The sequence below is a fragment of the Afipia carboxidovorans OM5 genome (assembly GCF_000218565.1).
Classification (GTDB): Bacteria; Pseudomonadota; Alphaproteobacteria; order Rhizobiales; family Xanthobacteraceae; genus Afipia; species Afipia carboxidovorans.
Window position 1 is genome coordinate 3,395,738 of record NC_015684.1, and the last position, 21,317, is coordinate 3,417,054.

General features: G+C 62.1%; 22 protein-coding genes and 2 tRNA genes. 4 read left to right on the plus strand and 20 right to left on the minus strand.

Translation table 11 applies throughout. The features are described from left to right. Nucleotides 1-107 precede the first annotated feature (107 nt). Nucleotides 108-812, plus strand: a complete 705-nt coding sequence (locus OCA5_RS16100) for a DUF1236 domain-containing protein (protein WP_012561910.1) — start codon at nt 108-110, stop codon at nt 810-812. Between the two features lie 162 nt (nt 813-974). Here the strand turns inward: OCA5_RS16100 and OCA5_RS16105 are convergent, their stop codons facing one another. Both OCA5_RS16105 and OCA5_RS16110 read right to left on the minus strand, forming a co-directional pair. Beyond that, entirely contained in the window at nt 975-2,222 is a 1,248-nt protein-coding gene (locus OCA5_RS16105) for an OmpP1/FadL family transporter (protein ID WP_012561909.1), read from the minus strand. A 72-nt stretch (nt 2,223-2,294) separates the two neighbouring features. Beyond that, nucleotides 2,295-3,128, minus strand: coding sequence for a class I SAM-dependent methyltransferase (locus tag OCA5_RS16110; RefSeq protein WP_012561908.1), 834 nt, complete (start codon nt 3,126-3,128; stop codon nt 2,295-2,297). Between the two features lie 111 nt (nt 3,129-3,239). On the opposite strand from OCA5_RS16110, the gene OCA5_RS16115 reads away from it, so the two are divergent. Beyond that, nucleotides 3,240-4,094, plus strand: a complete 855-nt coding sequence (locus OCA5_RS16115) for an alpha/beta fold hydrolase (protein WP_012561907.1) — start codon at nt 3,240-3,242, stop codon at nt 4,092-4,094. Here OCA5_RS16115 and OCA5_RS18950 read toward each other — a convergent pair. Beyond that, entirely contained in the window at nt 4,012-4,869 is an 858-nt protein-coding gene (locus OCA5_RS18950) for an N-acyl amino acid synthase FeeM domain-containing protein (RefSeq protein WP_013913394.1), read from the minus strand. The genes OCA5_RS16115 and OCA5_RS18950 overlap by 83 nt on opposite strands. Nucleotides 4,870-5,224: 355 nt before the next feature. Further along, nucleotides 5,225-5,347, minus strand: a complete 123-nt coding sequence (locus OCA5_RS19600; RefSeq protein WP_277996260.1) for a hypothetical protein — start codon at nt 5,345-5,347, stop codon at nt 5,225-5,227. On the opposite strand from OCA5_RS19600, the gene OCA5_RS16125 reads away from it, so the two are divergent. Next, nucleotides 5,346-7,421, plus strand: coding sequence for a putative bifunctional diguanylate cyclase/phosphodiesterase (locus tag OCA5_RS16125; protein ID WP_244396138.1), 2,076 nt, complete (start codon nt 5,346-5,348; stop codon nt 7,419-7,421). The genes OCA5_RS19600 and OCA5_RS16125 overlap by 2 nt on opposite strands. Before the next feature lie 133 nt (nt 7,422-7,554). Here the strand turns inward: OCA5_RS16125 and OCA5_RS16130 are convergent. The 10 genes from OCA5_RS16130 to OCA5_RS16175 form a co-directional block, all read right to left on the minus strand. After that, nucleotides 7,555-7,630, minus strand: a tRNA-Phe gene (locus tag OCA5_RS16130). Nucleotides 7,631-7,757: 127 nt separating this feature from the next. Continuing rightward, nucleotides 7,758-7,952, minus strand: a complete 195-nt coding sequence (gene yacG, locus OCA5_RS16135; RefSeq protein ID WP_012561905.1) for a DNA gyrase inhibitor YacG — start codon at nt 7,950-7,952, stop codon at nt 7,758-7,760. Nucleotides 7,953-7,973: 21 nt separating this feature from the next. After that, a complete protein-coding gene (locus OCA5_RS16140; RefSeq protein ID WP_012561904.1) occupies nt 7,974-8,597 on the minus strand; it encodes a Maf-like protein in 624 nt (207 codons plus the stop codon). Nucleotides 8,598-8,693: 96 nt separating this feature from the next. After that, nucleotides 8,694-9,161: an arsenate-mycothiol transferase ArsC gene (locus OCA5_RS16145; protein ID WP_012561903.1), complete on the minus strand. Its 468-nt coding sequence runs from the start codon at nt 9,159-9,161 to the stop codon at nt 8,694-8,696. Between the two features lie 77 nt (nt 9,162-9,238). Beyond that, the gene (locus OCA5_RS16150) at nt 9,239-9,736 is read right to left on the minus strand and encodes a UPF0262 family protein (RefSeq protein WP_012561902.1); all 498 of its coding nucleotides are present in this window, start codon (nt 9,734-9,736) and stop codon (nt 9,239-9,241) included. Beyond that, a complete protein-coding gene (gene hisD / locus OCA5_RS16155; RefSeq protein ID WP_012561901.1) occupies nt 9,733-11,028 on the minus strand; it encodes a histidinol dehydrogenase in 1,296 nt (431 codons plus the stop codon). The genes OCA5_RS16150 and hisD overlap by 4 nt, the downstream gene beginning before the upstream one ends. A gap of 91 nt (nt 11,029-11,119) precedes the next feature. Beyond that, nucleotides 11,120-11,581 (minus strand): DUF2948 family protein, encoded by a 462-nt coding sequence (locus tag OCA5_RS16160; RefSeq protein WP_012561900.1) that lies wholly within the window; start codon nt 11,579-11,581, stop codon nt 11,120-11,122. 165 nt (nt 11,582-11,746) lie between these two features. Continuing rightward, a complete protein-coding gene (gene murA / locus OCA5_RS16165) occupies nt 11,747-13,036 on the minus strand; it encodes a UDP-N-acetylglucosamine 1-carboxyvinyltransferase (protein ID WP_012561899.1) in 1,290 nt (429 codons plus the stop codon). Between the two features lie 142 nt (nt 13,037-13,178). Then, nucleotides 13,179-13,667 (minus strand): hypothetical protein, encoded by a 489-nt coding sequence (locus OCA5_RS16170; RefSeq protein WP_012561898.1) that lies wholly within the window; start codon nt 13,665-13,667, stop codon nt 13,179-13,181. 142 nt (nt 13,668-13,809) lie between these two features. Next, entirely contained in the window at nt 13,810-14,007 is a 198-nt protein-coding gene (locus OCA5_RS16175) for a hypothetical protein (protein WP_041559549.1), read from the minus strand. Nucleotides 14,008-14,297: 290 nt separating this feature from the next. Here OCA5_RS16175 and OCA5_RS16180 point away from each other — a divergent pair. Continuing rightward, nucleotides 14,298-14,372, plus strand: a tRNA-Thr gene (locus tag OCA5_RS16180). A gap of 41 nt (nt 14,373-14,413) precedes the next feature. On the opposite strand, the gene OCA5_RS16185 is transcribed toward OCA5_RS16180, so the two are convergent. From OCA5_RS16185 to OCA5_RS16210, 6 genes are all read right to left on the minus strand, one after another. After that, a complete protein-coding gene (locus OCA5_RS16185) occupies nt 14,414-14,710 on the minus strand; it encodes a DUF3325 family protein (RefSeq protein ID WP_012561897.1) in 297 nt (98 codons plus the stop codon). Next, nucleotides 14,707-16,284 (minus strand): PepSY-associated TM helix domain-containing protein, encoded by a 1,578-nt coding sequence (locus tag OCA5_RS16190; protein ID WP_422836357.1) that lies wholly within the window; start codon nt 16,282-16,284, stop codon nt 14,707-14,709. The genes OCA5_RS16185 and OCA5_RS16190 overlap by 4 nt, the downstream gene beginning before the upstream one ends. A gap of 67 nt (nt 16,285-16,351) precedes the next feature. After that, nucleotides 16,352-16,633: a DUF3649 domain-containing protein gene (locus tag OCA5_RS16195; protein ID WP_012561895.1), complete on the minus strand. Its 282-nt coding sequence runs from the start codon at nt 16,631-16,633 to the stop codon at nt 16,352-16,354. Beyond that, the gene (locus OCA5_RS16200) at nt 16,630-17,358 is read right to left on the minus strand and encodes a cobalt ABC transporter substrate-binding protein (RefSeq protein WP_012561894.1); all 729 of its coding nucleotides are present in this window, start codon (nt 17,356-17,358) and stop codon (nt 16,630-16,632) included. Before OCA5_RS16200 ends, OCA5_RS16195 begins: the two co-directional genes overlap by 4 nt. 171 nt (nt 17,359-17,529) lie before the next feature. Further along, nucleotides 17,530-19,848, minus strand: a complete 2,319-nt coding sequence (locus OCA5_RS16205) for a TonB-dependent receptor (protein ID WP_012561893.1) — start codon at nt 19,846-19,848, stop codon at nt 17,530-17,532. 254 nt (nt 19,849-20,102) lie between these two features. Further along, nucleotides 20,103-21,275 carry an MFS transporter gene (locus OCA5_RS16210; RefSeq protein WP_012561892.1) on the minus strand — a complete coding sequence of 391 codons (1,173 nt, stop codon included), beginning with the start codon at nt 21,273-21,275 and terminating at the stop codon, nt 20,103-20,105. Nucleotides 21,276-21,317: the final 42 nt, after the last annotated feature.

Consider the following 21,317-nt stretch of genomic DNA (forward strand, 5'->3'; position numbering starts at 1 on the left):
GCGACGCCGATATATCGTTTCGGCGTCGCCGATCTCCGGAGGAACATCACTGATCGTGTCCGGTTGTGGACGCGGGGCGCGCGTTACACGACAACAGGAGAGACACGATGCGAAACCGTTTCATGACCTCCCTAGCCGCCCTGACAATCCTCGCCGGAACAGGCGCAGCTTTCGGACAGGGCACCGGCACGCGGGAAGCGCCGTCAGGCGGAACCTCGACGCAATCGCCGTCCGCCGCGCCGGACTCCGGCATGCGCTCCGGTTCATCCGGCGTGCAAATGAAGGGCGCTCAATCCCCGGACTCGCAGGACGCAACGCCGCAACAGAAGTCGTCACAATCCGGCGAAGGCATGCGCGGCTCGCGGCAGAATGCGCAGGATAACCGGCCTGATCGGATGAAGGGGCCGCAGTCCACCGAGGATCGCTCGAAAGGCGAGCGCACCAAGGGCGCCGAATCCGAGGGCGCGCGCAAGAACGGCAACATGAACGCGGAGCGCCGCGGCACCGAGACCGACAGCAAGCAGCGCTCGCAGACCACCGGTCAGGCCGGCGCCGGTGCAAAGCTCTCGACCGAGCAGCGCACCAAGATCACCAGCGTCATCCGCGAGCAGCGCGTTCAGCCGGAGACCAACGTCAACTTCAATATCTCGGTCGGCACCCGCGTGCCGCGGTCGGTGCACTTCCATCCGCTTCCCGCAGATATCATCACGATCTATCCCGGCTGGCGCGGCTATGAATTCTTCCTGGTTCGTGACGAGATCATTGTCGTGAACCCGCGCACGCTCGAGATCGTCGCGGTACTGGAAGCCTAACTGCAGCGCGCGAGCATGAGCGAGAAACGAAACAAAACGAGCGGGTTTGGCGTCGCCAAGCCCGCTCGGTTTTTTTGCTGATGTGTAATTGAGTCGTCAGCATCCGCAGACCACTTGAGCGCAGGCAAGCGGCCTACCCGAACCAACAACAACCCGCCGCAGCTACCGTATTCCGAACGGCAGGGAGTCGAATTTCATTTTGAGACCGGCCGAGACGATCGTGACGTTCAAATCCGACGTCGCGGAAAATGGAAGACCAAGATAACGGGGATCGCCCGACGCGATCGTGACGGCTCCGTTGCCGAGGCCGAGCGATTGCGTGATTGCGAGATCGAGCGTCGTTCGTTCGCTGTAGCGATACGAGAGACCGGCGGACAGGATCACCTGGTTGGGCTCGGGCAGCCTGACATCGCGCGTCATGTCGTTCATCGGCGCGATTTCGTATCCGACGCCCGCGCGTGCTGTGACTTTCTGACTGAAGTCGTATTCGCCACCGACCGAGAACAGCCAGCCATCGCGATAGCGAAGCGGCAGCGTTGTCAGCACCCCGCCCGAAACCCTGTCATAAACCGGGACCGTGCCGAGGCGGCTCCAGTTCGTCCACTCGACCGTGCCCATCACACGATAGCGCTCATTCAACTCCTGACGTACGCCGAGGCTGACAAGAGCGGGAGTCGTCAAACCCGCCGCCGCCGATGCCCTCCCCAACGGCGTGGTCAGATGCCCGTCGAGATCATGGCTGATTGCAGAGCGATAGCCGAGACCGATCGTGCCGCCCGCCCACGGCTTCAACTGCATGCCCAGATTGAAGCCGACGCCGACACCGTCCGCCTTCAGCATGGCATCGGGAGCAAACGGAACAACGTCGACGGCCTGAGTGAGCTTCGTCTTGAAATACTGAACCTGCAATCCGACGCCGACCGAAAGCACATCGTTGACGCGATAGGACAGCATCGGGTTGGCGTTGATCGAAAAGATTTCCGACTTTCGCCCGTAAATCTGCCCGGCCCAGTTGGTCGGCGCCTGCGTCGCAAGACCGTACGGACTCGTGATCGACATCCCAAGGGTCATGCGACTGTTGAGCGGCATGGCCATGTACATCGCCGGGACCAACGCGCCCTTCCCGATATCGACGGTGTTGCTCGCAGCCGGATCCAGACTGATCGCCGGGAAAATAACGTTCGATACGCCTTCGACCTGAAAACGATCGACGTTGGCTAGCACCGCCGGGTTCCAGTAACTGAAGGACAAGGCGTTGCCTGCGGCGACACCCGCAATGGCCGCGCCAAAACCTTCGGCACTCTGCGCACGGATTCCGAATCCTCCCGCACGCGCATCGGGCGCAATAGTGAGACAGGCGAGAATGAAAATCCCACGCCAAGCGTGGGATACCGTCGGACGAAAAATCAAGATGTTGCCCCCCAGCCCATATCTCGCAATCCCGTCAGCCCCGGTAACTCGGAAAAAGCAACTCGGCGGGTGCTACCGAACAACCGCCCATGCTCCCACAAGACGTGGATAGAAAACGCAATGATGACCTGACGCGGATTCCTGCACAAGGCGCTCCCGCAGCGTATCGATAGCGACGGTACCCGATCCTGCAATTCCCAGCTTCTCCATCGCAGGCAAGAGACTGCGAACGGACTCCACGAGGAAATCGATTCCCGCCTGCTCGTTGGACGCCGCGATCCGCGTCAACCCGATCATTTCCGGCTTCAAACCTGCGGAGCAAAACCCGTCAAACAGACCCACGCCCATATCCGGCTGACGGCCCATACGACGATAGACCTCGCCGACCCATCCGACGCACTGTTGCAGGAGAGGCAAAGGCGGATAGCAAGCGGCGGTGCTGAGATCGAACTCGATGAAGGAGACGATTGCTCCGGGGCGCAGGCTGGCCCGCAACCGGCTCAGCGCCTCCGCTGGATTGGCAAGATGGATGAGAAGAAAACGGCCAATCACCGCATCGAACGATGAAGCATCCTCGAGCGTCTCGAGCGTACCCTGTGAAAAGCGCACCCATGGTTTGCCCAGGGCATCGAGCCGCGCACGGGCGACCGCCAACGCATCCGATGATGGATCGATTCCCGTCACGGCCCCGCTCGACGTGACAAGCTTCGCCGCGATGAGAGAGACATCGCCGCCCCCGCAGCCGATATCAAGAACCCGCATGCCGCTCTTGAGCCCGGCACGCACCAGAATATCGCGTGTCAAATCCGCAAAGAGGAGCCCCTGGCGATGCAGCCGCTCAAGTTCGCGGTTTGAATGGCCAAGAACATAACCTGCTCTCGCCGCATCAAGCTCAGTTTCACTCATATTGGAACCAGCCACAGGTGGGCGCCTCGAATGCCCCACTCCTTATCTAAAATTCTTAACGGGCTCTAAACTCTGTTCCGCATACAACAGCTGCTGTAGCTGGAAAAAGCAATGCTTTCGCGGAAAGTCGAGACGGCTCAAGGACGGGTGGCGGTTCTGGAAAGCACCGGGACGGGCATGCCTGTCCTCTTCATTCACGGCAATTCGTCCAGCGGCCACGCCTTCCAGCGGCAATTCGAAGCAGATTTCGCAAAAATCTATCGGATCATCGCCGTCGATCTTCTTGGACACGGGCAATCGGACAACGCGCGGGATCCTCAGCAGGTCTACAGCGTGCCGGGCCACGCCGCCGTTCTGATCGACGTGCTGCGTTCGCTGAAGATTCATCGTGCCGCTCTGTTCGGCTGGTCGCTCGGCGGACACATCGCGATCGAAATGATCGGTCAAGGCTTCGATGCCGCCGGCATCATGATCGTCGGGACGCCACCGATCCGGCCTGGCCTGCTTGGAATGGTTCGCGGCTTCCAGACGCAATTCGATCTGTTGCTTGCGACGCGTGGCGTGTTACGGCCCCACGAGATCGAACGCTTCGCCCGTGCGTGTGTCGGCGAGACATACGCGGCGCAGTTCCATGACGCGATCGCGCGGACCCATGTTCGTGCGCGTCCTCTTCTGGCGCGCGGAATGATGACCGGGGTCGGCCTCGATCAGCGCCAGATCATTGAGAACCTGCCGGCACCGGTCGCCGTCGTGAACGGTGCCTACGAGCCTTTCGCCCGGCTCGAATATCTCTCAAGCCTCACTTATCGGAATCTTTGGGGCGGCCATTGCCACATCATCGACGGCGCCGGTCACGCGCCGTTCCTGACCGCGCCTGAGCAATTCAATTCGCTGCTTTCGCTCTTTCTGGAAGACGCGAGCCGATATCACGCCGACGATGCAGAACGCCATCGCGTCGTCGCCTGACAGCCCCTGCTAGCGGGTTGTTGAGGTCGGAACGCTTGCCCACGATGTGCGCTTCGACCGGCGCGCGTAGCTCCAGCGGAATGACATCGGCCAGATTGCGATCGCCGCGCTGGTACAGTTCTTCCAACTCCGCGGGCGTACTCTGCATAAACGGATAGCGCTGGATAATCCGCTCCTTCACCGACGGATAATTGACGCCCATCAGACTGAAGAGCGGCGCCAGTTTTGGAAATCGCCGTGGCTCGCAAAGCGGGTTCATCAGGAACACGCGCTTGTAGAACGCCTGATGCTCGACGCGCACCGAAGCAAGCCCGAGATCGGCTCGAAAATATTCCGAAGCGAGAAACCCGAGCCGTACGGTGATGTAGGGCAACTCAGGATAGTGACGCGCAATGGCCGGGTGCGCCACGAACCGGGTCGGATCGACAATGGTGCGCCCCTTCTCGATCTCCGGTCGCAGCACGTCAGGAAAGACGTCGACACTGGGCGAGAGTGGGTGCTCAGGGGTTGCGACGTGCACCCGAAGAGAGCTCGCCAACTCGCCGTCGATGTAGGCGCCGAAAATCCAGACATTCGGCAACTCATCATACTTGTCGGCAAAACGCCGCTCGAAGCTGATGGGGATCGTGCCTTCCCGAACGTAAGCCTCATAGCGAAGGCGAAACACCGCCTCCCGGTCCGCCTCGCCCTCGATCCTCCGGTACTGAACAGTCTCCGCAAAGTCACTGAGGCGTTCAGAAAATCCCTTGCCCGCTCGAGCCGCAACGGAACCCATTGTATACGCTCCCAAAACGAAGATGCTGTTCTGGAAGATTAACCCATTATTTACCAAGATAAATAATTTATTGCCGTCTTCGAGGACGCAAATCGCCCGCCGCTCAGCTCCGGGAAAGGCGGCACGACAGAGCGCTCGCTAAAAATTCGTCGAAAATTTTCCATATCGCGCGCACCGCCTGTAAATTCACCTCTCTTAATACCCCTCGTAATAAAAGAGACAGGCACCCAGCGGCTTCTCCGCTGGAGCTCGAGGGACGTATGCGACGCGGGTTTTCGACAGATGATCAAAGGGCTCTTCCGGTCGACATTTATGCTTCGTCCGTAGACGCGCTTTATGCCGACTCCCGCTCGCTTTACGCGGGCACGATCAGCGCCGCGGCCGCCGCGGCCGTGACCGCATGGAAAGCCGCCCAGTGGCCGTTTCTGGCATGCTCTCTGCTGCTGGCCTTGATCGGCTGGGCGCGGGTGCGGGACATGGCTGCCTATTCGCGCCAAAAGCCCAGCGCAGACAATTACGTTGAGACCCGCCGCTGGGAGAAGCGCTACATCCTCGGCTCCGGCGCGTTCGTCGCGATTCTCAGTTTCTGGTGCTTTCTTACCTTCGCGCTGACATCCGACCCAGCGGTCCATCTCATCAGCTTCTCGGTCAGCCTCGCCTATCTCGTGGGCGTGACCGGGCGGAATTTCTCAAGCGACCAGCTTGTGACCACCCAGACGGTTTGCGCCGGCCTGCCGATGACCGCCGGGCTGATCATTCAGAACGACATCTACTATGCCTTCTTGGCCTCTCTGCTGATTCCGTTCTTTCTGAGCCTTCGGTTCATCTCGACGCGCCTGCGCAAGACGCTGTTCGACGCCGTCGTCGCCTCGCGCGAGATCCAATTGCTCGCCAAGCGTTTCGATACGGCGCTGAACAACATGCCCCACGGCCTGTGCATGTTCGATGCAAACCGGCGCCTGCTTGTCACCAATCACCGCTTTATCGAGATGCTGGGGCTTGGCTCCAACCTCAACGGCAACCTTTGCATCCGCGAGCTGCTGCAACACATCACCGCGTCAAATCAGTTGCGGCATCTCTCGCCGGACGAATTCGCATCCCAGTTCGAGGAGCGCATTGCCTCCAGGCAGCGGCAAACGCTCGCGCTCGAAGTCGACGCAAACAAGACGTTCGAGCTAACGTTCCAGCCGATGGAGAATGGCGGCCATGTCGTGCTCTCGGAAGACATCACCGAACGACAGCAGACGGCTGAGAGAATCGAACACCTCGCTCGCTATGATGCACTGACCGGCTTGCCGAACCGCACCCATCTCGAGGATGAGTTCGAAAGACTCACCGCACAAGGCATGCAGAGTTGCGCCCTGCTTTTCATTGACCTCGACCAATTCAAGAAAGTGAACGACACGCTTGGTCATCCGGCCGGAGACGCTCTCCTGTGCCAGGTCGCGAACCGTCTGCGTCGCATCCTGAATACGACAGGCATCGTTGCCCGCTTCGGGGGGGACGAGTTCGTCGTGCTGCTGCCGATTCAGCACAGTAGAGATGAAGCTGCGCAGCTCGCAGGGCACATCATCCGCACCTTGAGTGAGATCTATGACGTCAACGGGCACCAGATCATGGTCGGTGCGAGCGTCGGCGTCGGCGTAATGCCCGAAGATGGCAGAACATTCGAGCAGATCCTCAAATGCGCCGACATGGCCATGTACCACGCCAAGGCCGACGGGCGCGGGACATACTCCTTCTTCGAACACACCATGGATGAAAAGGCGCAGACGCGCCGGGCGCTCGAGCTCGACATCCGCAACGCGATGACGCGAAACGAGTTCGACATCTATTTCCAGCCGATCATGGACATCAAAACCGGACGGACGGTCACTTGCGAAGCATTGCTGCGCTGGCCGCACACCGAGCGCGGCATGGTGCCGCCGAACGAATTCGTATCAGTCGTCGAAGAAATGGGACTCATCACCGAGCTCGGCACCTGGGTGCTTCACAAGGCTTGCAGTGAATGCACAACGTGGCCGAAGAACATCGGCGTCGCGGTAAATGTCTCGGCCATTCAGTTCCGGCGCAGCAATGTGAGTGAACTCATCGCCGAGTGCCTCGCGAGTACGGGACTTTCGGCCGATCGCCTCGAGATCGAGATCACCGAGTCGGTGCTTCTGGAAAACACCGCCGAGATTCAGAAGGCGCTGAACGATATCCGCAAGCAAGGCGTTCGGATTTCACTCGATGATTTCGGAACGGGTTATTCGAGCCTGAGCTATTTGCGGGAATTCCCGCTCAGCAAGATCAAGATCGACCGCAGCTTCCTTGCCGGAATCGAAAACGATCCCCGCTCAATGAAGCTGCTCTATGGCATCGCGCGCGTCAGTGCGGATCTCGGAATGTCCGTCGTCGTGGAAGGCGTGGAAACCCATCGGCAGCTCACCCTGCTGTTGCAGGAGCCAAGCATCACGCAGGTCCAGGGTTATCTGTTCTCCGGCGCGATCGGTGGCGTCGATACGCACAAGCGTCTTAAGGACGAACGCGCGCTCGAGTGCATCGCGTAGCCGACGCTTTACGGAGCAACTCCTGCCTTCGGCAACCGACCGCTGACTTGCATCAGCCCGCCAACGATCGCCGGACGCCATAAGTGTCTGATTTTGTGAATATGCTCAGTGCATCAAGCGCTTAACGAAGCAATGGTGCCCAGGGGCGGGATCGAACCACCGACACTGCGATTTTCAGTCGCATGCTCTACCAACTGAGCTACCTGGGCATTGCTCCCGCAACTTTTCGGAGGGGAGCGGGCGGTTTATAGGCAGGCGCGCGCGTCCTGTCCAGCCGCGACGGGCGCTTTTCCGCTTTGCGCCCTGCCCGTCCCGGCTGGCGATAGCAAAGCCGAATCAAGAGGATCGCGAGGCGCCCGGCGGGGGCGTCGGCTCCTCGTCATCGTCAGTTTCCATGTCGCGCGCCGGAATCGCATAGGCGCCGGAAAGCCAACGGTTGAGGTCGACATCGCGGCAGCGCTCGGAACAGAACGGTCGCGACGCGTGGGTCGCGGGCTTGCCGCAAATCGGACAAGGCTTCTGGCGTGTCATCGTCGGCTCACGCTGTTCGTTTCAGGTCGCGTTGACCCAGCCCGCACGCACCGGAAAGCCTTCGCCTTCCAGCAGCGCCATCGATTCATATAAAGGCAGCCCGACGACGCCGGTATAGGAACCGACCATTTTCACCACAAACGCGCCCGCGATGCCCTGCACGGCATAGCCGCCCGCCTTGTCGCGCCATTCGCCTGAATCGATGTAGCTCTCGATATCGGCAGCGGAGAGGCGCTTGAAGCGCACCCGCGTTTCGACGAGACGCTGGCGGAACGATTCCTTCGGCGTGACAAGGCAGATCGAGGTGTAGACGCGATGGTTGCGTCCGGAGAGCAACCGCAGGCACTGCACGGCCTCATCCACCAGTTCGGCCTTCGGCAGAATGCGGCGGCCGACCGCGACCACGGTATCGGCGGCGAGGATGTAGGCGCCGCGCAGATCGTCATCGAGCTGCACCGATTTCAGCGCCGCGTCCGCCTTGGCGCGCGCAAGACGCGTTGCGCATACCCGCGGCAGCTCACCCCGCTTCGGCGTTTCGTCGACATCGGCAGGCCGCAGCGCATCGGGCTCGATGCCCGCCTGGTTCAGCAGGCTGAGCCGGCGCGGCGAGCCGGACGCAAGTACGAATTTGGGACGGCCAAGCATGGGAGACGATCTGATCGGGGATGAGGTGCGGCGGAAACTAACGGAACAGCCTTCCCCGGACAACCGGGGAAACCGGCGGGAACGACGCTTTGTCGTTCAGGCATTCGGGGCCGGCGAGGAGCCGAACCGCGCGCGAATCCGGCGCGCAAGCTCGTCACGGGTCGCACGATAGGCATCGAGCTGCAGTTCGCGCCGCCCCTCGGTGCCGACCGGATCCTGCGTCGGCCAGTACTCGACATCGGTCGCAAGCGTCGCGGTCATCTCCAGCGCACGGTGATGTGCCTCCGGTGCAAGCGTGATGATGAGATCGAAATTGAAGCCTTCCCAATCCTCGAGCTCGTCCACCATCCACGGCCGGTGTTTTGAGATATCGAGACCGACCTCCTCCATCACCGCCACCGCGAAGGGATTGGACTCCCCCGGCCGTACGCCCGCGGATTGCACATAAAGTCCGCGCGGCGCCATCTGCCGCAACAGCGCCGCCGCCATCGGCGAGCGCACACTGTTCTGTCCGCACATGAACAGAACCGCCTGCGGCGCGCGCGGGCGTCGCACCTCGTTCATGCGGGACCCGTCGGGCGCGCCGCCCAGTGATCACGCCGAGGTTGGCAACGCCGGGGTTCATGGGTGCCGGCCATGCCTCAGCCCTTCCAGTGCAGCACACACAGCAGAGTGAACAGGCGACGCGAGGTCTCGAAGTCCATGTCCACCTTGCCGCGCAGCCGTTCCTTCAACGTCTGCGAGCCTTCATTATGCACGCCGCGGCGCCCCATATCGATCGCCTCGATCTTGTCGGGTGTCGCGGTCCGAATCGCCTGATGATAGCTGTCGCAGATCATGAAGTAGTCCTTCACGATGCGGCGAAATGGCGTCAGCGAAATCAGGTGGACGATGACCGGCGTGCCGTCTTCCCTGCGGATGTCGAACATCAGCCGGTTCCCGGTGATGCCGAGACGCAGCGTGAACGGTCCCTTCGGCGAGCCGAGCGGCGCGAAGAAATTCTGCTCGATCAGATCATAGATCGCGATTGCGCGCTCGTGTTCGATGTCCGGGCCCGAACGTCCGATCGACTCCTCGTCGAGCGTCACCGCGACGATGCAGCTCTCCGGATCATGATCGGGTTCGCCGTCATCACTCATGGCAGATTCAGCCGCACACCAACGGAACGCGCATGCGCATCGAGGCCCTCGGCGGTGCCGAGCGTCATCGCGGCGGGGCCGAGCGCGCGCAACTGCTCCGCACCGCATTTGAGGATCGACGTGCGCTTCATGAAATCGAGCACGTTGAGGCCGGAAGAAAACCGCGCCGAGCGCGCCGTCGGCAGCACATGGTTGGAGCCGCCGACGTAATCGCCGATCGCCTCCGGCGTGTACGCGCCGATGAAGATCGCACCGGCATTGCGCACGCGCGCGGCGAGCGCTTCCGCATCTGCCGTCATGATCTCGAGATGCTCGGCGGCAATCGCATCGGCAAGCGGCAGCGCTGCTTCCATCGATTTCACCACGATGATCGCGCCGAAATCATTCCACGACGGGCGAGCAATGGCTGCACGCGGCAGCGTCGCAAGCTGCGCCTCGACGGCACGCTCGACATGGCCGGCGAGTTCTTCATCATCAGTGAGCAGGATCGACTGCGCGTTGACGTCATGCTCAGCCTGCGCCAGCAGGTCGGCCGCGATCCAGTCGGGATTGGCGGTGTGGTCCGCCATCACCAGCACTTCGGAGGGACCCGCGATCATGTCGATGCCGACCTTGCCGAAAACGATGCGCTTGGCGGCGGCGACATAGGCGTTGCCGGGACCGACGATCTTCGCCACCGGTTTGATCGTCGCCGTACCATAGGCGAGCGCCGCCACGGCCTGCGCACCGCCGACACGATAGACTTCGGTGATGCCGGCGAGCGAGGCCGCCGCCAGCACCAGCGGGTTGAGCTTGCCGTCCGGCGCGGGCACCACCATCACGATGCGCGAGACGCCTGCGACCTTGGCGGGGACGGCGTTCATCAGCACCGACGACGGATAGGCCGCGGTGCCGCCGGGGACATAAAGCCCGACCGCCTCGACCGCGCTCCAGCGCCAGCCGAGTTCGACGCCGAGCGGATCGGTGAAGCGTTCATCCTTCGGCAGCTGGCGGCGGTGATAGACCTCGATCCGGTCGCGCGCGAGCTTGAGTGCGTCTACGGTTTTCGGATCGCAGGCTGCCGTCGCCGCGGCGATGTCATCGGCGCTCACCCGCAGCGTCTCGGGTTTCAGCGACAAGCGGTCGAATTTCGCGGTGGCCTCGATCAGCGCCGCGTCGCCGCGCGCGGCCACATCCTCGACAATTGCACGGGCGGCCATGTCAATATCGCGCGCAACCTCGCGCTTCATCGACAGGAAGGCGGCAAAACGCGCGGTGAAATCGGGACTACGGTCGTCAAGGCGGATCGGCATGGGCGACTTTCAACAGGTCTTTCCACCTTCAATGGCGCTCCCGCGCCGCGCCGTCAACAACCCCAGGTCAAGTGGCACGTCAGGTGGCGGGTCAGGCCGGCCCCCGCGCGCTCCCCTGCCCGCCCGGCTCCTGCAGGATGGCCTCCAGCGTCTCCTCGCCAATGTCGGCCAGTTCGCATTCGATGCACTCGACATCGAGGCGCAGTGCCGCGCCGTCCGCAAACATCAGCACCACGCTGCCGCCCGGCGCGCGGCCGGGATGGAATTCGAGGCCGAACAATTCGAGCTCCATGTTGCGGTCGGCCAGGTCGATCCCCCGCGCCTTGCAGGCCAGCACGCGGTCAAACCGCAGCGCTGTAACGAAGCGGCGTTCCGACAGTTTTCCGGAGCATACCGCCTGATCCCAGTCGAGCCGCTTCATGCCGACCACGAGGCGCTTCTCGCTCTGCCGCCACAGGATGTCGGCGACATGCACCGAGGCGTCCTGCACATGGGCGGAGATCACCGCGAGGTCATCTTCATCGAGCGCAATCAATTTTCGCAGGGAGGCCATGACACTCTCCAAACAATGACACTCTATGAGAGCCCAAACTCAGAGAACGCGTCTCACTTATAACCGACGTCTTACGAAACCGCGGCTCGCAGCGATCCGAGCCGCTTTCCTCTTTGAGGCGTTTTCTTCACGCGAACCGGTTCCCACTTCGCTTGAAAACGCTTCTTAACCGCTGATCCGCTCGATGGTCGCGCCACAGGCGGAGAGCTTGTCCTCCAGCCGCTCGAAGCCGCGATCGAGATGATAGATGCGGTTGACCATGGTTTCGCCCTCGGCCGCGAGTGCCGCGATCACCAACGACACCGAGGCCCGCAGATCGGTCGCCATCACCGGCGCGCCGCGCAGCTTCGGCCGGCCCTCGATAGTGGCGGTCTCGCCGTCGAGCGCGATGCGGGCACCGAAGCGTGCGAGTTCCTGCACATGCATGAAGCGGTTTTCGAAGATCGTCTCGGTGATGCGCGAGGAGCCTTCCGCGCGCGTCATCAGCGCCATCAACTGCGCCTGCAGATCAGTCGGGAAACCCGGGAACGGCGAGGTCGAAACATCGACGGGGCGGATGCCGCTGCCGTTTCGCTGCACGCGAATGCCTTCATTGGTCTGCGTGATGGTGGCGCCCGCCTCAATCAGCACATCGAGCGCCGCCTGCATCAATTCCGGCCGTGCGCCCTGCAACTGCACGTCGCCACCAGTCATTGCCACCGCCATCGCGTAGGTGCCGGCCTCGATACGGTCCGGCAGCACGGCATGGCGCGCGCCGTGCAATTTTTCGACGCCCTCGATCACGATGCGCGAGGTGCCCGCCCCCGTGATCTTCGCGCCCATCTTGTTCAGGCAGTCGGCAACATCCGCAATCTCCGGCTCACAGGCGGCATTGGTGATGACGGTGGTGCCCTTGGCAAGCGTCGCCGCCATCAGCGCGACATGAGTGCCGCTCACCGTGACTTTGGGAAACTCGATCTCGGCGCCGTGCAGGCCCTGCGGGGCGCGCGCCACCGCATAGCCGCCGTCGATCACAATCTCCGCACCCAGTTTCTCGAGCGCCATGATGAGCAGATCGACCGGCCGCGTGCCGATGGCGCAGCCGCCCGGCAGCGAGACGTTCGCTTCTTTCATCCGCGCGAGCAGCGGGCCGATCACCCAGAAGCTCGCCCGCATCTTGGAGACGAGGTCATAGGGCGCAGTGGTGTCGATGATGTTGGCCGCCGAGATATGCAGGGTTTGGCCCTGATGCTCACGGTCGCCCGGCCGCTTGCCGGCGGACATGATGTCGACGCCGTGGTTGCCGAGAATCCGCTGCAGCAACGCGACATCGGCGAGCCGCGGCACGTTCTCCAGAATGAGCGTCTCGTCCGTGAGAAGCGCCGCGATCATCAGCGGCAAGGCCGCATTCTTCGCCCCGGAAATCGGAATGGTGCCGTTGAGCTTGTTGCCGCCAACGATGCGAATGCGATCCATGCTGACCCCGTTTGTGAGAGGGGCAGTCTTAGCGCGTTTTCGCATTCCAGCAAACCGCAGGCTCCACCCGCCCCGCCGGAAATAATCAATATATTTCAAATAGATCGCAAATACCGTCAGGCGCCGCGACGAAGGTCGGCGGTCAGGCGAGATGGATCGGGCTCGGCCGGAAGCGCGCCACGCCGAGCAGGGTCGCCGCCCCGAACGCACCAAGCGCCACAGCCTCGGCCGCAATGAGCGGCCAGATGCCCTGCGTCGGCTCGAGTTCCGCAAGCGGCGCGACCTTCTTGAAGATCTGCGCGATCAGCACGCCGACCTGGAGATAAAGCGTCAGCATTGCCGTGACGACATAGAGCGTGCGCCAGCGGCCTTCCAGACGCTTCACGACCAGCGCGACCACGGCAAGCGCCACCAGCACGAGTGTTGCGAGACCGAGAAGATGCGAGAGCCGAAACGGCGGCGCGGGAAACAGCAAGCCGGTCACCGTCGTCGTCAACGCCATCGCGAGAAACAGGAGCGTCCAGCCGCGCAGCAGGCTCGCGCGCAACAGCCCGGCCATCGCGATCGTGCCGGCGACGATGCCAACCAGCCCCAGCAGCACATGCACGGCGGTGAACACCGGCAGGCTCATGCCCGGACGCTCCTTCCAAGACTCATCGCGACTCCCCGCTGTGAGGCGATGATACGGCGGCGATGCGCGAATGCCAGCCACACCGCTTTGCGGCTCCCGATCGGATCACTGCCCGCGTGGGGGTAAATTCAGTCCTTGAGGATCAATCCTCGCGCCGCGAGCTTTCGTCCTCGCCTCCAGGCGGGCCGGCCGCATCATCCTCGGGCGTTATGATCGCCCGGCCGGACGGGCTTCCAGTGCGCCCTTTGGCCTGCTGCTTCCGCCGCTTGAGATTTTCCCGAAGCGCCGCCCGCAGCCGCTCCTGCCGCGCACGATCGCCGCGGCCCTGTTCACCGCTCATGCCGCCCGTTGTCCTTGAGGTGTCCGTCCCATCCGGTTCCCACGGGCGCGCCGCGCGCGCCCGTCGATCTTTCCCTAACACCTGATTTTCCGGCCGTAACAGGGAAAAATTCCACGGTTTGCACCATGCGGGCGCCGCCGCGCTTGCGCGAGAGGCTTCATTATGGCAAGGAACGCGCGCCTTTCGAGGCTTCCGGCCGATTCCGCCTCGGCCCGGCCGGTCCACCCGGCCCTTGGAGATCCAGTCTCTGGATATCCGGCGTCGATACTTAGCGTTCGTACCTGGCGTTCGCTGCCGTAGCTCAGTGGTAGAGCACTCCATTGGTAATGGAGAGGTCGACAGTTCAATCCTGTCTGGCAGCACCAGCCATCTTCTGACAATCGACAATCTTCGACGAGTTCGTGCCTCAGCGCCGCTGCAGGGTGCGGGCTTCGCGCCGCGCGTAACCGATCAGGGTGCAGAACACGATTCCAGCTGCGAGGCTCGTGTGGCCACTGAACATCACAAGGCCAAGCCCCCAACCCTGCCAGGCGACGAGGATGCCGAGCGCAATCAGCAACGCACACGTACCGATGGCGCGAAGGCCGTAGGTCGCAGCCGGCTGCAATGGCCCGCCCAGGAATTCGCGCTGCTGGCGGCGCGTTGCAAACGCGAGCGCGGCAAAACCCGCAAGACACAGCGCAAGGGTAGCGACGTGAATCATTCCGCGCCTCCGCCAGCGGCGACGGCAATCGGTGCCCGCCGGCTGGCCTTGCGTGCAGATCGGAAGCCGGTTTGCTGACGCGCCGTGCGCAGCGCCAAAACGGCATGGAAGCCAGCAAGCACCCAGCACATGATGTCGATGCCGGCAAACACCCAGTCGCCCACGGCAAGGCTATGCCACAAGGGCCGCTGCGTCGTCAGCGCATTGAGGACCGGCAGCAAAAACAGGAGGGCCGACGCCGCCCATAGCTGCTCGACCCAAGCCGCCTTCGCCGGGCGCACCAACGCATGCAGCAGCGCGAGCGCCCACACGATGAAGAACACATGGATTTCCCAGTTGGCGCGGCCGTCCAGCGAGGATGGCAGCAAACGGTTCGCCCACAGGAACGACGTCATCGCAAGAGACAGACCGGCGATGCTTGCAACATTCAGCCGCTCGACAAGGCGGAAGCCGAAATAGGGACGATCCGGATTCGGCAGCTTCTCGCGCCGCTTCACGGTCCACATCACGAGGCCGGTGCCGACCATCGCCGTTCCCATGGCGCTGACAAGAAAATAAAGCCAGCGCGTGACGACATCGCTGAAGCGCCCGAGGTGGAGCGCATAGAACACACCTCGCGTCTCGGCCGCGGGCCCAACGCTCTCGCGCACGTTCAGGAGTTTGCCGGTGGTCCCCTCGAACTCCATATACTGCGGGCTCATGGAGACACGGCCGAGCAATCCACGCACTACAACGACACGCGCCGCCGCATCGCCGGGGTGGACGGCGTTGACGCGCCCGACGTCATCCCGGCCCCAACGCTCCTGCGCCTGCCGCACCATGTCTTCCACGGAAGCCATCGGGGCTTTCTGTCCGCTGGGTTTGCCCGGCGGAACGAAGGCGCTGAGTTCGGCCGCAAGTTGCGCCCGCTCTGCCGGTGCCTTGAAGGCAGCGCGCTCGCCCCAGGGCATGTACAGTGCCATCAATGTCACCAGCCCACTGTAGGTGATCATGGCGTGGAACGGCAGGCCGAACACCGACAGCGTGTTGTGCGCGTCGAGCCACGAGCGCTGTCCCTTCCGCCAGCGGAAGGTGAAGAAATCGACGAAGATTTTTTTATGGGTAATGACGCCGCTGATAATGGCGACAAGCATGAACATCGCGGCGATGCCCGCGAGCCACCGTCCCCACACCACCGGCATGTAATGAAACTGGAAATGGTAGCGATAGAAAAACTCGCCGCCGAGCGTATCGCGCGAGGCGACCTTGTGGCCGGTCGCGGGATCGAAGTTGGCTTCAGCAAAACCACGCTGGCCCGGAACGCGCGCGGATGTCCGCCAGAACGCATAGACGCTGTTATTGCGTGCATCGGGCAGGCGCATGCTCCATTGCGAGACGCCGCCGTCCATCCGGCTGAATTCATCCGCAACGCGCTGCGCCACCACGGCCTGATCCGGCACCTGAGAGAGATGCGCCAGTTCCGGCCGCGCCCATTGCGAGAGTTCGTCCTTGAAGTAGGACACCGTGCCGGTGAGGAACATGGAATAGAGAACCCAGCCGAGCAGAAGCCCCGCCCACGTATGCAGGCTGGACATGCTCTGGCGGATACCCTGGCCAGCCGGTTGCGGATTCCTATCCATCTTCACGCCTTCGGTCCCATCGTCACCAAACAGACCACGCCGCCGGCAACAGCACGGCGGCCACGACAAGCAAGCCAAGCCAGGCCTTCGTCGCGCTCCGCACGGCGAAGACCCAGATCACGGCACAAGCATAGACGATAAAGCTCGCCAGCATGCCGGTGAGCACCGCCTGCGGCTTGCTCATCGGCAGCGCGAGCACGGCAACGCTCGCAAGCGCAGCCACTGCATAGCCGCCAAACAGCGCGGCGATGATGCGCGAAATCAGCGGGCCCGTGGTGCGGACCCAATGGATCGAAATGCTCATTTGCCCGGCGTTGCAGGCGGACCCGACGGAATCGGGTCGAGGCCGCTGCCGTTTACATAAGTGACCGTGGTGACATAGCTCACCGCATCATACTTTTCCGCGCCGCTCGCACCCGGCCGCTCGCCCGCGCTGCGATCGTTGACGCTGACTTCAGCGACGTAAGCGCCCTTCCACGGCATGTCGAACTTCACGAGGCCCTGCTCATCGGTATGAGCTTCCTTGGACCAGCCGGACTGCGTGACCAGCGTCACCTTGGTCTTGGCCTTGGGCTGGTTCTTGAAAAGAAGCTTGAACTGGCCTGCTTCACCCGTCGGCACCAGATCGAGCACGAGCTTCGGCTGCTGCGCGGTAAAGCCGGTGACCAGACGCGCCGCCGGATAGAACCAGTTGATGACGTCCTTGTCTTTCTGCTTCCAGGTATAGAGCGGATAGCTCGCATCCTCCGCGACGAGGCTTTCGCCGGACGCCGCCTTGAACGGCAGCGTGAAACCGTTTGCGGTCTTGGTGGCGTCGGACTTCTGCTCGCCCTTGGCGGAAATGTGTGCGCCGGTCACCTTGACGAACTTGTCGAGGAGCCCCGGCGATGCCTCGCGAAGGTTCTCGCCGAACTCGCCAAAGCGCACGACCGCGTTCTGCCCTTCCGGCTGCTCAATCCAGATCTGGTGCGCCTGCGCAGGCATCACCACGCCAAACAAAGCAATGGCAGCAATCGACAGTTTCATCATCACAACTCACCTCAAGGCATGTCCTTGCATGAGCGGTCTGCACATGAAGGAGCGGGTATCCACACAAGCCTAAGCCGGAGCCGCGTGCGGCTCCGGCAATCGTATGACGTTATCCGCATCAGGAGGATACCGGTTTGTCGGCAACCTCCCTTTGCTTGTCGGCGCGGTTCGTCAGAAGTCGAACGCCGCCGACACGAGATAGGTTCGCGGCGATCCGACCGTCACGAATGTTCCGGTTGTGAGCCAATACGTCTTGTCGAACAGGTTTTCGATGTTGGCGCGGAATGTAACTGGCCGGCCGTTGATCGCCGTCTTGTAACGCGCACCGATATCGACGCGCGTCCAGTCGGGGTATCGCAGGAGATTGGCGGTCGTGAGGTACGAGCCGGAGGTGTAGATCACGCGTCCGTTGAGCGCGAGACCTTCCACCCAAGGCGTGTCCCAATCGAGACCGGCGGAGAGCGTCCTGTTCGGCACACCCGCAGCATCGTTGCCACGCTCAGCAGCATTGGCCGGGTTCGTCAGTTCAGGACGCATGAAGGTCACGCTGCCCATGCCGCGCAGGCCCGGCAATATCTCGCCATAGGCCGTCAACTCCAGACCACGGTTACGCTGCTCACCATCATAAGCTCGTACCATGGCTGGCGTGGTGATCAGGCTGGGACGGGTAATCTGGAACACCGCAGCCGTTGTCGTAACGCGTCCCCAATCGATCTTGACGCCAGCTTCCCCCTGCTTCGACTTGTAGGGGGCGAGCACCGTGCCCTCGTTTGCGAAACCTTGGCCCATGGGCACATTCGTACCTTGACTGAGGCCTTCGGCGTAATTCGCGTAGAATGAAACGTTATGCCAGGGCTTGATGACCACGCCGCCAAGAGGCGTCGTTGCTGACGAATCGTAGCCATTTCCCGTTGGGAGGCCGGTGAGATAGTTGTAGGGGTCTTGCTTGACGTTCTGGCGACGGACACCCGCAGTCACTAGGATCGCGTCGTTCAAGAACGACATGGTGTCAACGATCGCGACGCTCCGAAGCGTTACATCGTTACTCTTCCCCTGCGGCGGACGCCCACCCGCAATCGTAGGAAGCGGCGACGGATCATAGATATTTGACGGGACATACCCGGAGCCGGACTGAACAGATGTCACATACCCATAGCCGGTTTCCTGATTAAAGCCGGTATAGACGACGTTCAATTTGTGCTTGATAAAACCCGTATTAAACTCCGACCGCAAACCCACATTGCCGCTGACCGTCTTGTTGTAGAAGTCATAATAAGCGTTGAAGACGTTGAAATTACCGAACTGGTTCATACCAGTGGTGCCGCCGGCGCGGGAATCCGCCAGGTTCTGTTCACCACGTCCGTCGCGATAACCGACGCCCGCATAAGCGGTCAGCCAATCGGTCAGGTCATATTCGATGCCTGAAGCGATGGTGTTGTCCGACTGTTTGAGCCTCGTGCCAGGATACCAGTTGCCACGCGAATCGGGCGGCGCCGGGATGAAAGGCACGGTGCCTTGAATAGTCATCTGCGGACGGAAGTTCTTGGTATCGTCGTTCTGTGAAATCGCGTCCAACGTCCATCGCAGGCGCTCACCGCGATAGTCGAGCGACAGCGCACCAAGGCCGCTTCGCCAGTTGCCGCCATCGATCGAGGCTTCACCATTGCGTCCCACGCCATTGAAGCGAACGCCCCACTCCTTGTTGTCGCCGAAGCGGCGGCTGGTATCGATATGGAGACCGTAGTTGCCTGAGCTCAAGAACATCGGAGTCAGACGCGTGAACGGGTCCTCAAGTGCGCGCTTGCTAACAATATTGATGCCGCCGCCAACACTGCCGCTGGGAGCCATACCGTTGATGAGGGCACCCGGGCCCTTGAGCAATTCAATCCGCTCAACGAGCTGGGCAGGCACGTGATTAGGCGCCATCAGCCCGTACAGGCCGTTAAACCCGACGTCGCCCGCAGGAACGGAGAAGCCACGGATCTGGAACGTATCATCGAAACCGTTGCTACCCGTTGTGAGTCGCACGGACGAATCGTTGATCAGCGTGTCCGCAGCCGTGCGCGCCTGCTGATCCTCGATCAACTTGGAGGTGTAGTTCACCGTGCTGAACGGCGTGTTCATTACGCTCGTGCTTCCGAGGAGGCCGAGCGTACCGCCTTGCGCCACCTGGCCCCCCGCATAAGCCGGCGCCGGTGCGCCGATCGTGCGGGTCGATCCCATCGTGGAAACCGGCGCAGTCGGTGCAGGAGGCTGCTCGGCACGGCGCGGCACAGCACGCGCGGCGCGTTGCGATGTGGTGCGAGGCCGCGACGTGCGCGTCGTCTGCGCCCGCTGTCGCGGCGCATCGACGGACACCGGCGGCAGCACACGCGGCTCGGCGCTCTGCGCGAAGCCATTGGATGCTCCCGTGCCGGTCAAACACAACGAGACAAAGCCCGTCGCCACACCTGCCAACAATCGGTTCTTGTAATTCTTGAAGTTGCCCACGAAATGCCCCCAGGATTTCAGTTTGTAAGCTGACTAGGGACTCAAATGTTTTGAGGCAACAGGACTAGTTTAGAATCCATCCACGCATGTGCGATGTTTGCATGAGCCTCTATTTTTTCAGGCTTCGCGAGGCGTCGTTTTGTTTTGATCGATTCTACGAGGGCATTTCGTCGCACACGAATCTCGTCGACAAACGATAGATCGATATCTTGTGAGCGACGATCGCTTCGCCCGTCGCCTGATGCGTCACCACATCAAACGGTTCGCTGCTCGAACGAAATCTTCAAGGCCACGAACACGGACGGCAGGCCCGCGATGAAGATAGGGATGAACGCGAACACCGGCGCGCCGGCAAGATCCCATGCCACGCCACTGACGAACGAGACACCCATCGTATAGCTGTAGCTGATGGCAAATGCCGCGGCGATGACGTGGGCAACATCGTCCGGGTTGCGCGCCAGTAACGGCGGCAACGATAATCCGATCGCGAGCTGCGCAGCGCTCGCCATGCCAATCACACCAGCGGACAACGCAATCATCCACCATGCGGTTGAAACCATAACGCCGAGCACGCCGAGCACCGTCAGGCCGCAGAAGGCAAGAAGCGGCCAACGCTTGCCCTGAATCCAGTCCGCGAGAAACACGAGAAGGAGCACCGCGGGCAACTGGCTCACATTCACCGTGGTGAGCGCGACGCTCACCTTGCTGCCATGCCCGACACTCTCAAGAAAAGCTGGGAGAAAAGCGTTTGTCGAAAAATAGACGCTCGAAGCTCCGGCCAGGATCAGCCCGATCTGCCAATTGAGCCCGCTCCTCAGATCGGGCCACCAGGTGCCGCGCGCAGCGGTCGATGCGCCGCCGTTGCCGCGCGGACAGAAGATCAAAACCACTGCCGCAATCACCAGAAGCGGTGCCGACCACGACAACAGGCCCAGCCGCCAGCTTTGATCGAACAGCGGCAGGAGAACCGGCAGCATCAGCACGACGGGCACGATCTCTCCGACGATCAGGCCGCTGGTGTAGAGAGCAGTGCCGAACGCTGCACGATCGGGCATCCATTGCCGCACGGCGGAGGCCATTGCCGGCTGCATGATCGCAATGCCTGCGCTCATCAGTATCGTCGCCGCATAGAGCGAGTAAACTTCCGGCGCGAGCGCGCGCAGACCTGAGCCGAGCGCCGTCACCACAAGCCCGGTTGCGAGCGTGAGACGCACGCCTGCCCAGCCGACAAGCCGCGAGCCGGGCGCAGCCGCAACCGCAAACAGCACCACCGGCAGTCCGCTCAGGATACCGATCTCGGTCCCCGACATCTGCAGATCGGCCTGGATCAGCGAGATGACCGGCGGCACCGCCAGCACACCGAGGCGCAATCCGACGCCGCATATCCAGAGCAGCGCCGACGCAGAGGCGAATTGATTCTTCATCATGACCGGAAACTGAGGACGGAAGGACGAGCGGCAGGGCACAGG

Coding starts and splice junctions, on each gene's coding strand:
- OCA5_RS16100 (WP_012561910.1), top strand. CDS start 108: ATGCGAAACCGTTTCATGACCTCCCTAGCCGCCCTGACAATCCTCGCC.
- OCA5_RS16110 (WP_012561908.1), bottom strand. CDS start 3,128: ATGAGTGAAACTGAGCTTGATGCGGCGAGAGCAGGTTATGTTCTTGGC.
- OCA5_RS16115 (WP_012561907.1), top strand. CDS start 3,240: ATGCTTTCGCGGAAAGTCGAGACGGCTCAAGGACGGGTGGCGGTTCTG.
- OCA5_RS18950 (WP_013913394.1), bottom strand. CDS start 4,869: ATGGGTTCCGTTGCGGCTCGAGCGGGCAAGGGATTTTCTGAACGCCTC.
- OCA5_RS16125 (WP_244396138.1), top strand. CDS start 5,346: ATGGCTGCCTATTCGCGCCAAAAGCCCAGCGCAGACAATTACGTTGAG.
- OCA5_RS19600 (WP_277996260.1), bottom strand. CDS start 5,347: ATGTCCCGCACCCGCGCCCAGCCGATCAAGGCCAGCAGCAGAGAGCAT.
- yacG (WP_012561905.1), bottom strand. CDS start 7,952: ATGACACGCCAGAAGCCTTGTCCGATTTGCGGCAAGCCCGCGACCCAC.
- OCA5_RS16140 (WP_012561904.1), bottom strand. CDS start 8,597: ATGCTTGGCCGTCCCAAATTCGTACTTGCGTCCGGCTCGCCGCGCCGG.
- OCA5_RS16145 (WP_012561903.1), bottom strand. CDS start 9,161: ATGAACGAGGTGCGACGCCCGCGCGCGCCGCAGGCGGTTCTGTTCATG.
- OCA5_RS16150 (WP_012561902.1), bottom strand. CDS start 9,736: ATGAGTGATGACGGCGAACCCGATCATGATCCGGAGAGCTGCATCGTC.
- hisD (WP_012561901.1), bottom strand. CDS start 11,028: ATGCCGATCCGCCTTGACGACCGTAGTCCCGATTTCACCGCGCGTTTT.
- OCA5_RS16160 (WP_012561900.1), bottom strand. CDS start 11,581: ATGGCCTCCCTGCGAAAATTGATTGCGCTCGATGAAGATGACCTCGCG.
- murA (WP_012561899.1), bottom strand. CDS start 13,036: ATGGATCGCATTCGCATCGTTGGCGGCAACAAGCTCAACGGCACCATT.
- OCA5_RS16170 (WP_012561898.1), bottom strand. CDS start 13,667: ATGAGCCTGCCGGTGTTCACCGCCGTGCATGTGCTGCTGGGGCTGGTT.
- OCA5_RS16175 (WP_041559549.1), bottom strand. CDS start 14,007: ATGAGCGGTGAACAGGGCCGCGGCGATCGTGCGCGGCAGGAGCGGCTG.
- OCA5_RS16185 (WP_012561897.1), bottom strand. CDS start 14,710: ATGATTCACGTCGCTACCCTTGCGCTGTGTCTTGCGGGTTTTGCCGCG.
- OCA5_RS16190 (WP_422836357.1), bottom strand. CDS start 16,284: ATGTCCAGCCTGCATACGTGGGCGGGGCTTCTGCTCGGCTGGGTTCTC.
- OCA5_RS16195 (WP_012561895.1), bottom strand. CDS start 16,633: ATGAGCATTTCGATCCATTGGGTCCGCACCACGGGCCCGCTGATTTCG.
- OCA5_RS16200 (WP_012561894.1), bottom strand. CDS start 17,358: ATGATGAAACTGTCGATTGCTGCCATTGCTTTGTTTGGCGTGGTGATG.
- OCA5_RS16210 (WP_012561892.1), bottom strand. CDS start 21,275: ATGATGAAGAATCAATTCGCCTCTGCGTCGGCGCTGCTCTGGATATGC.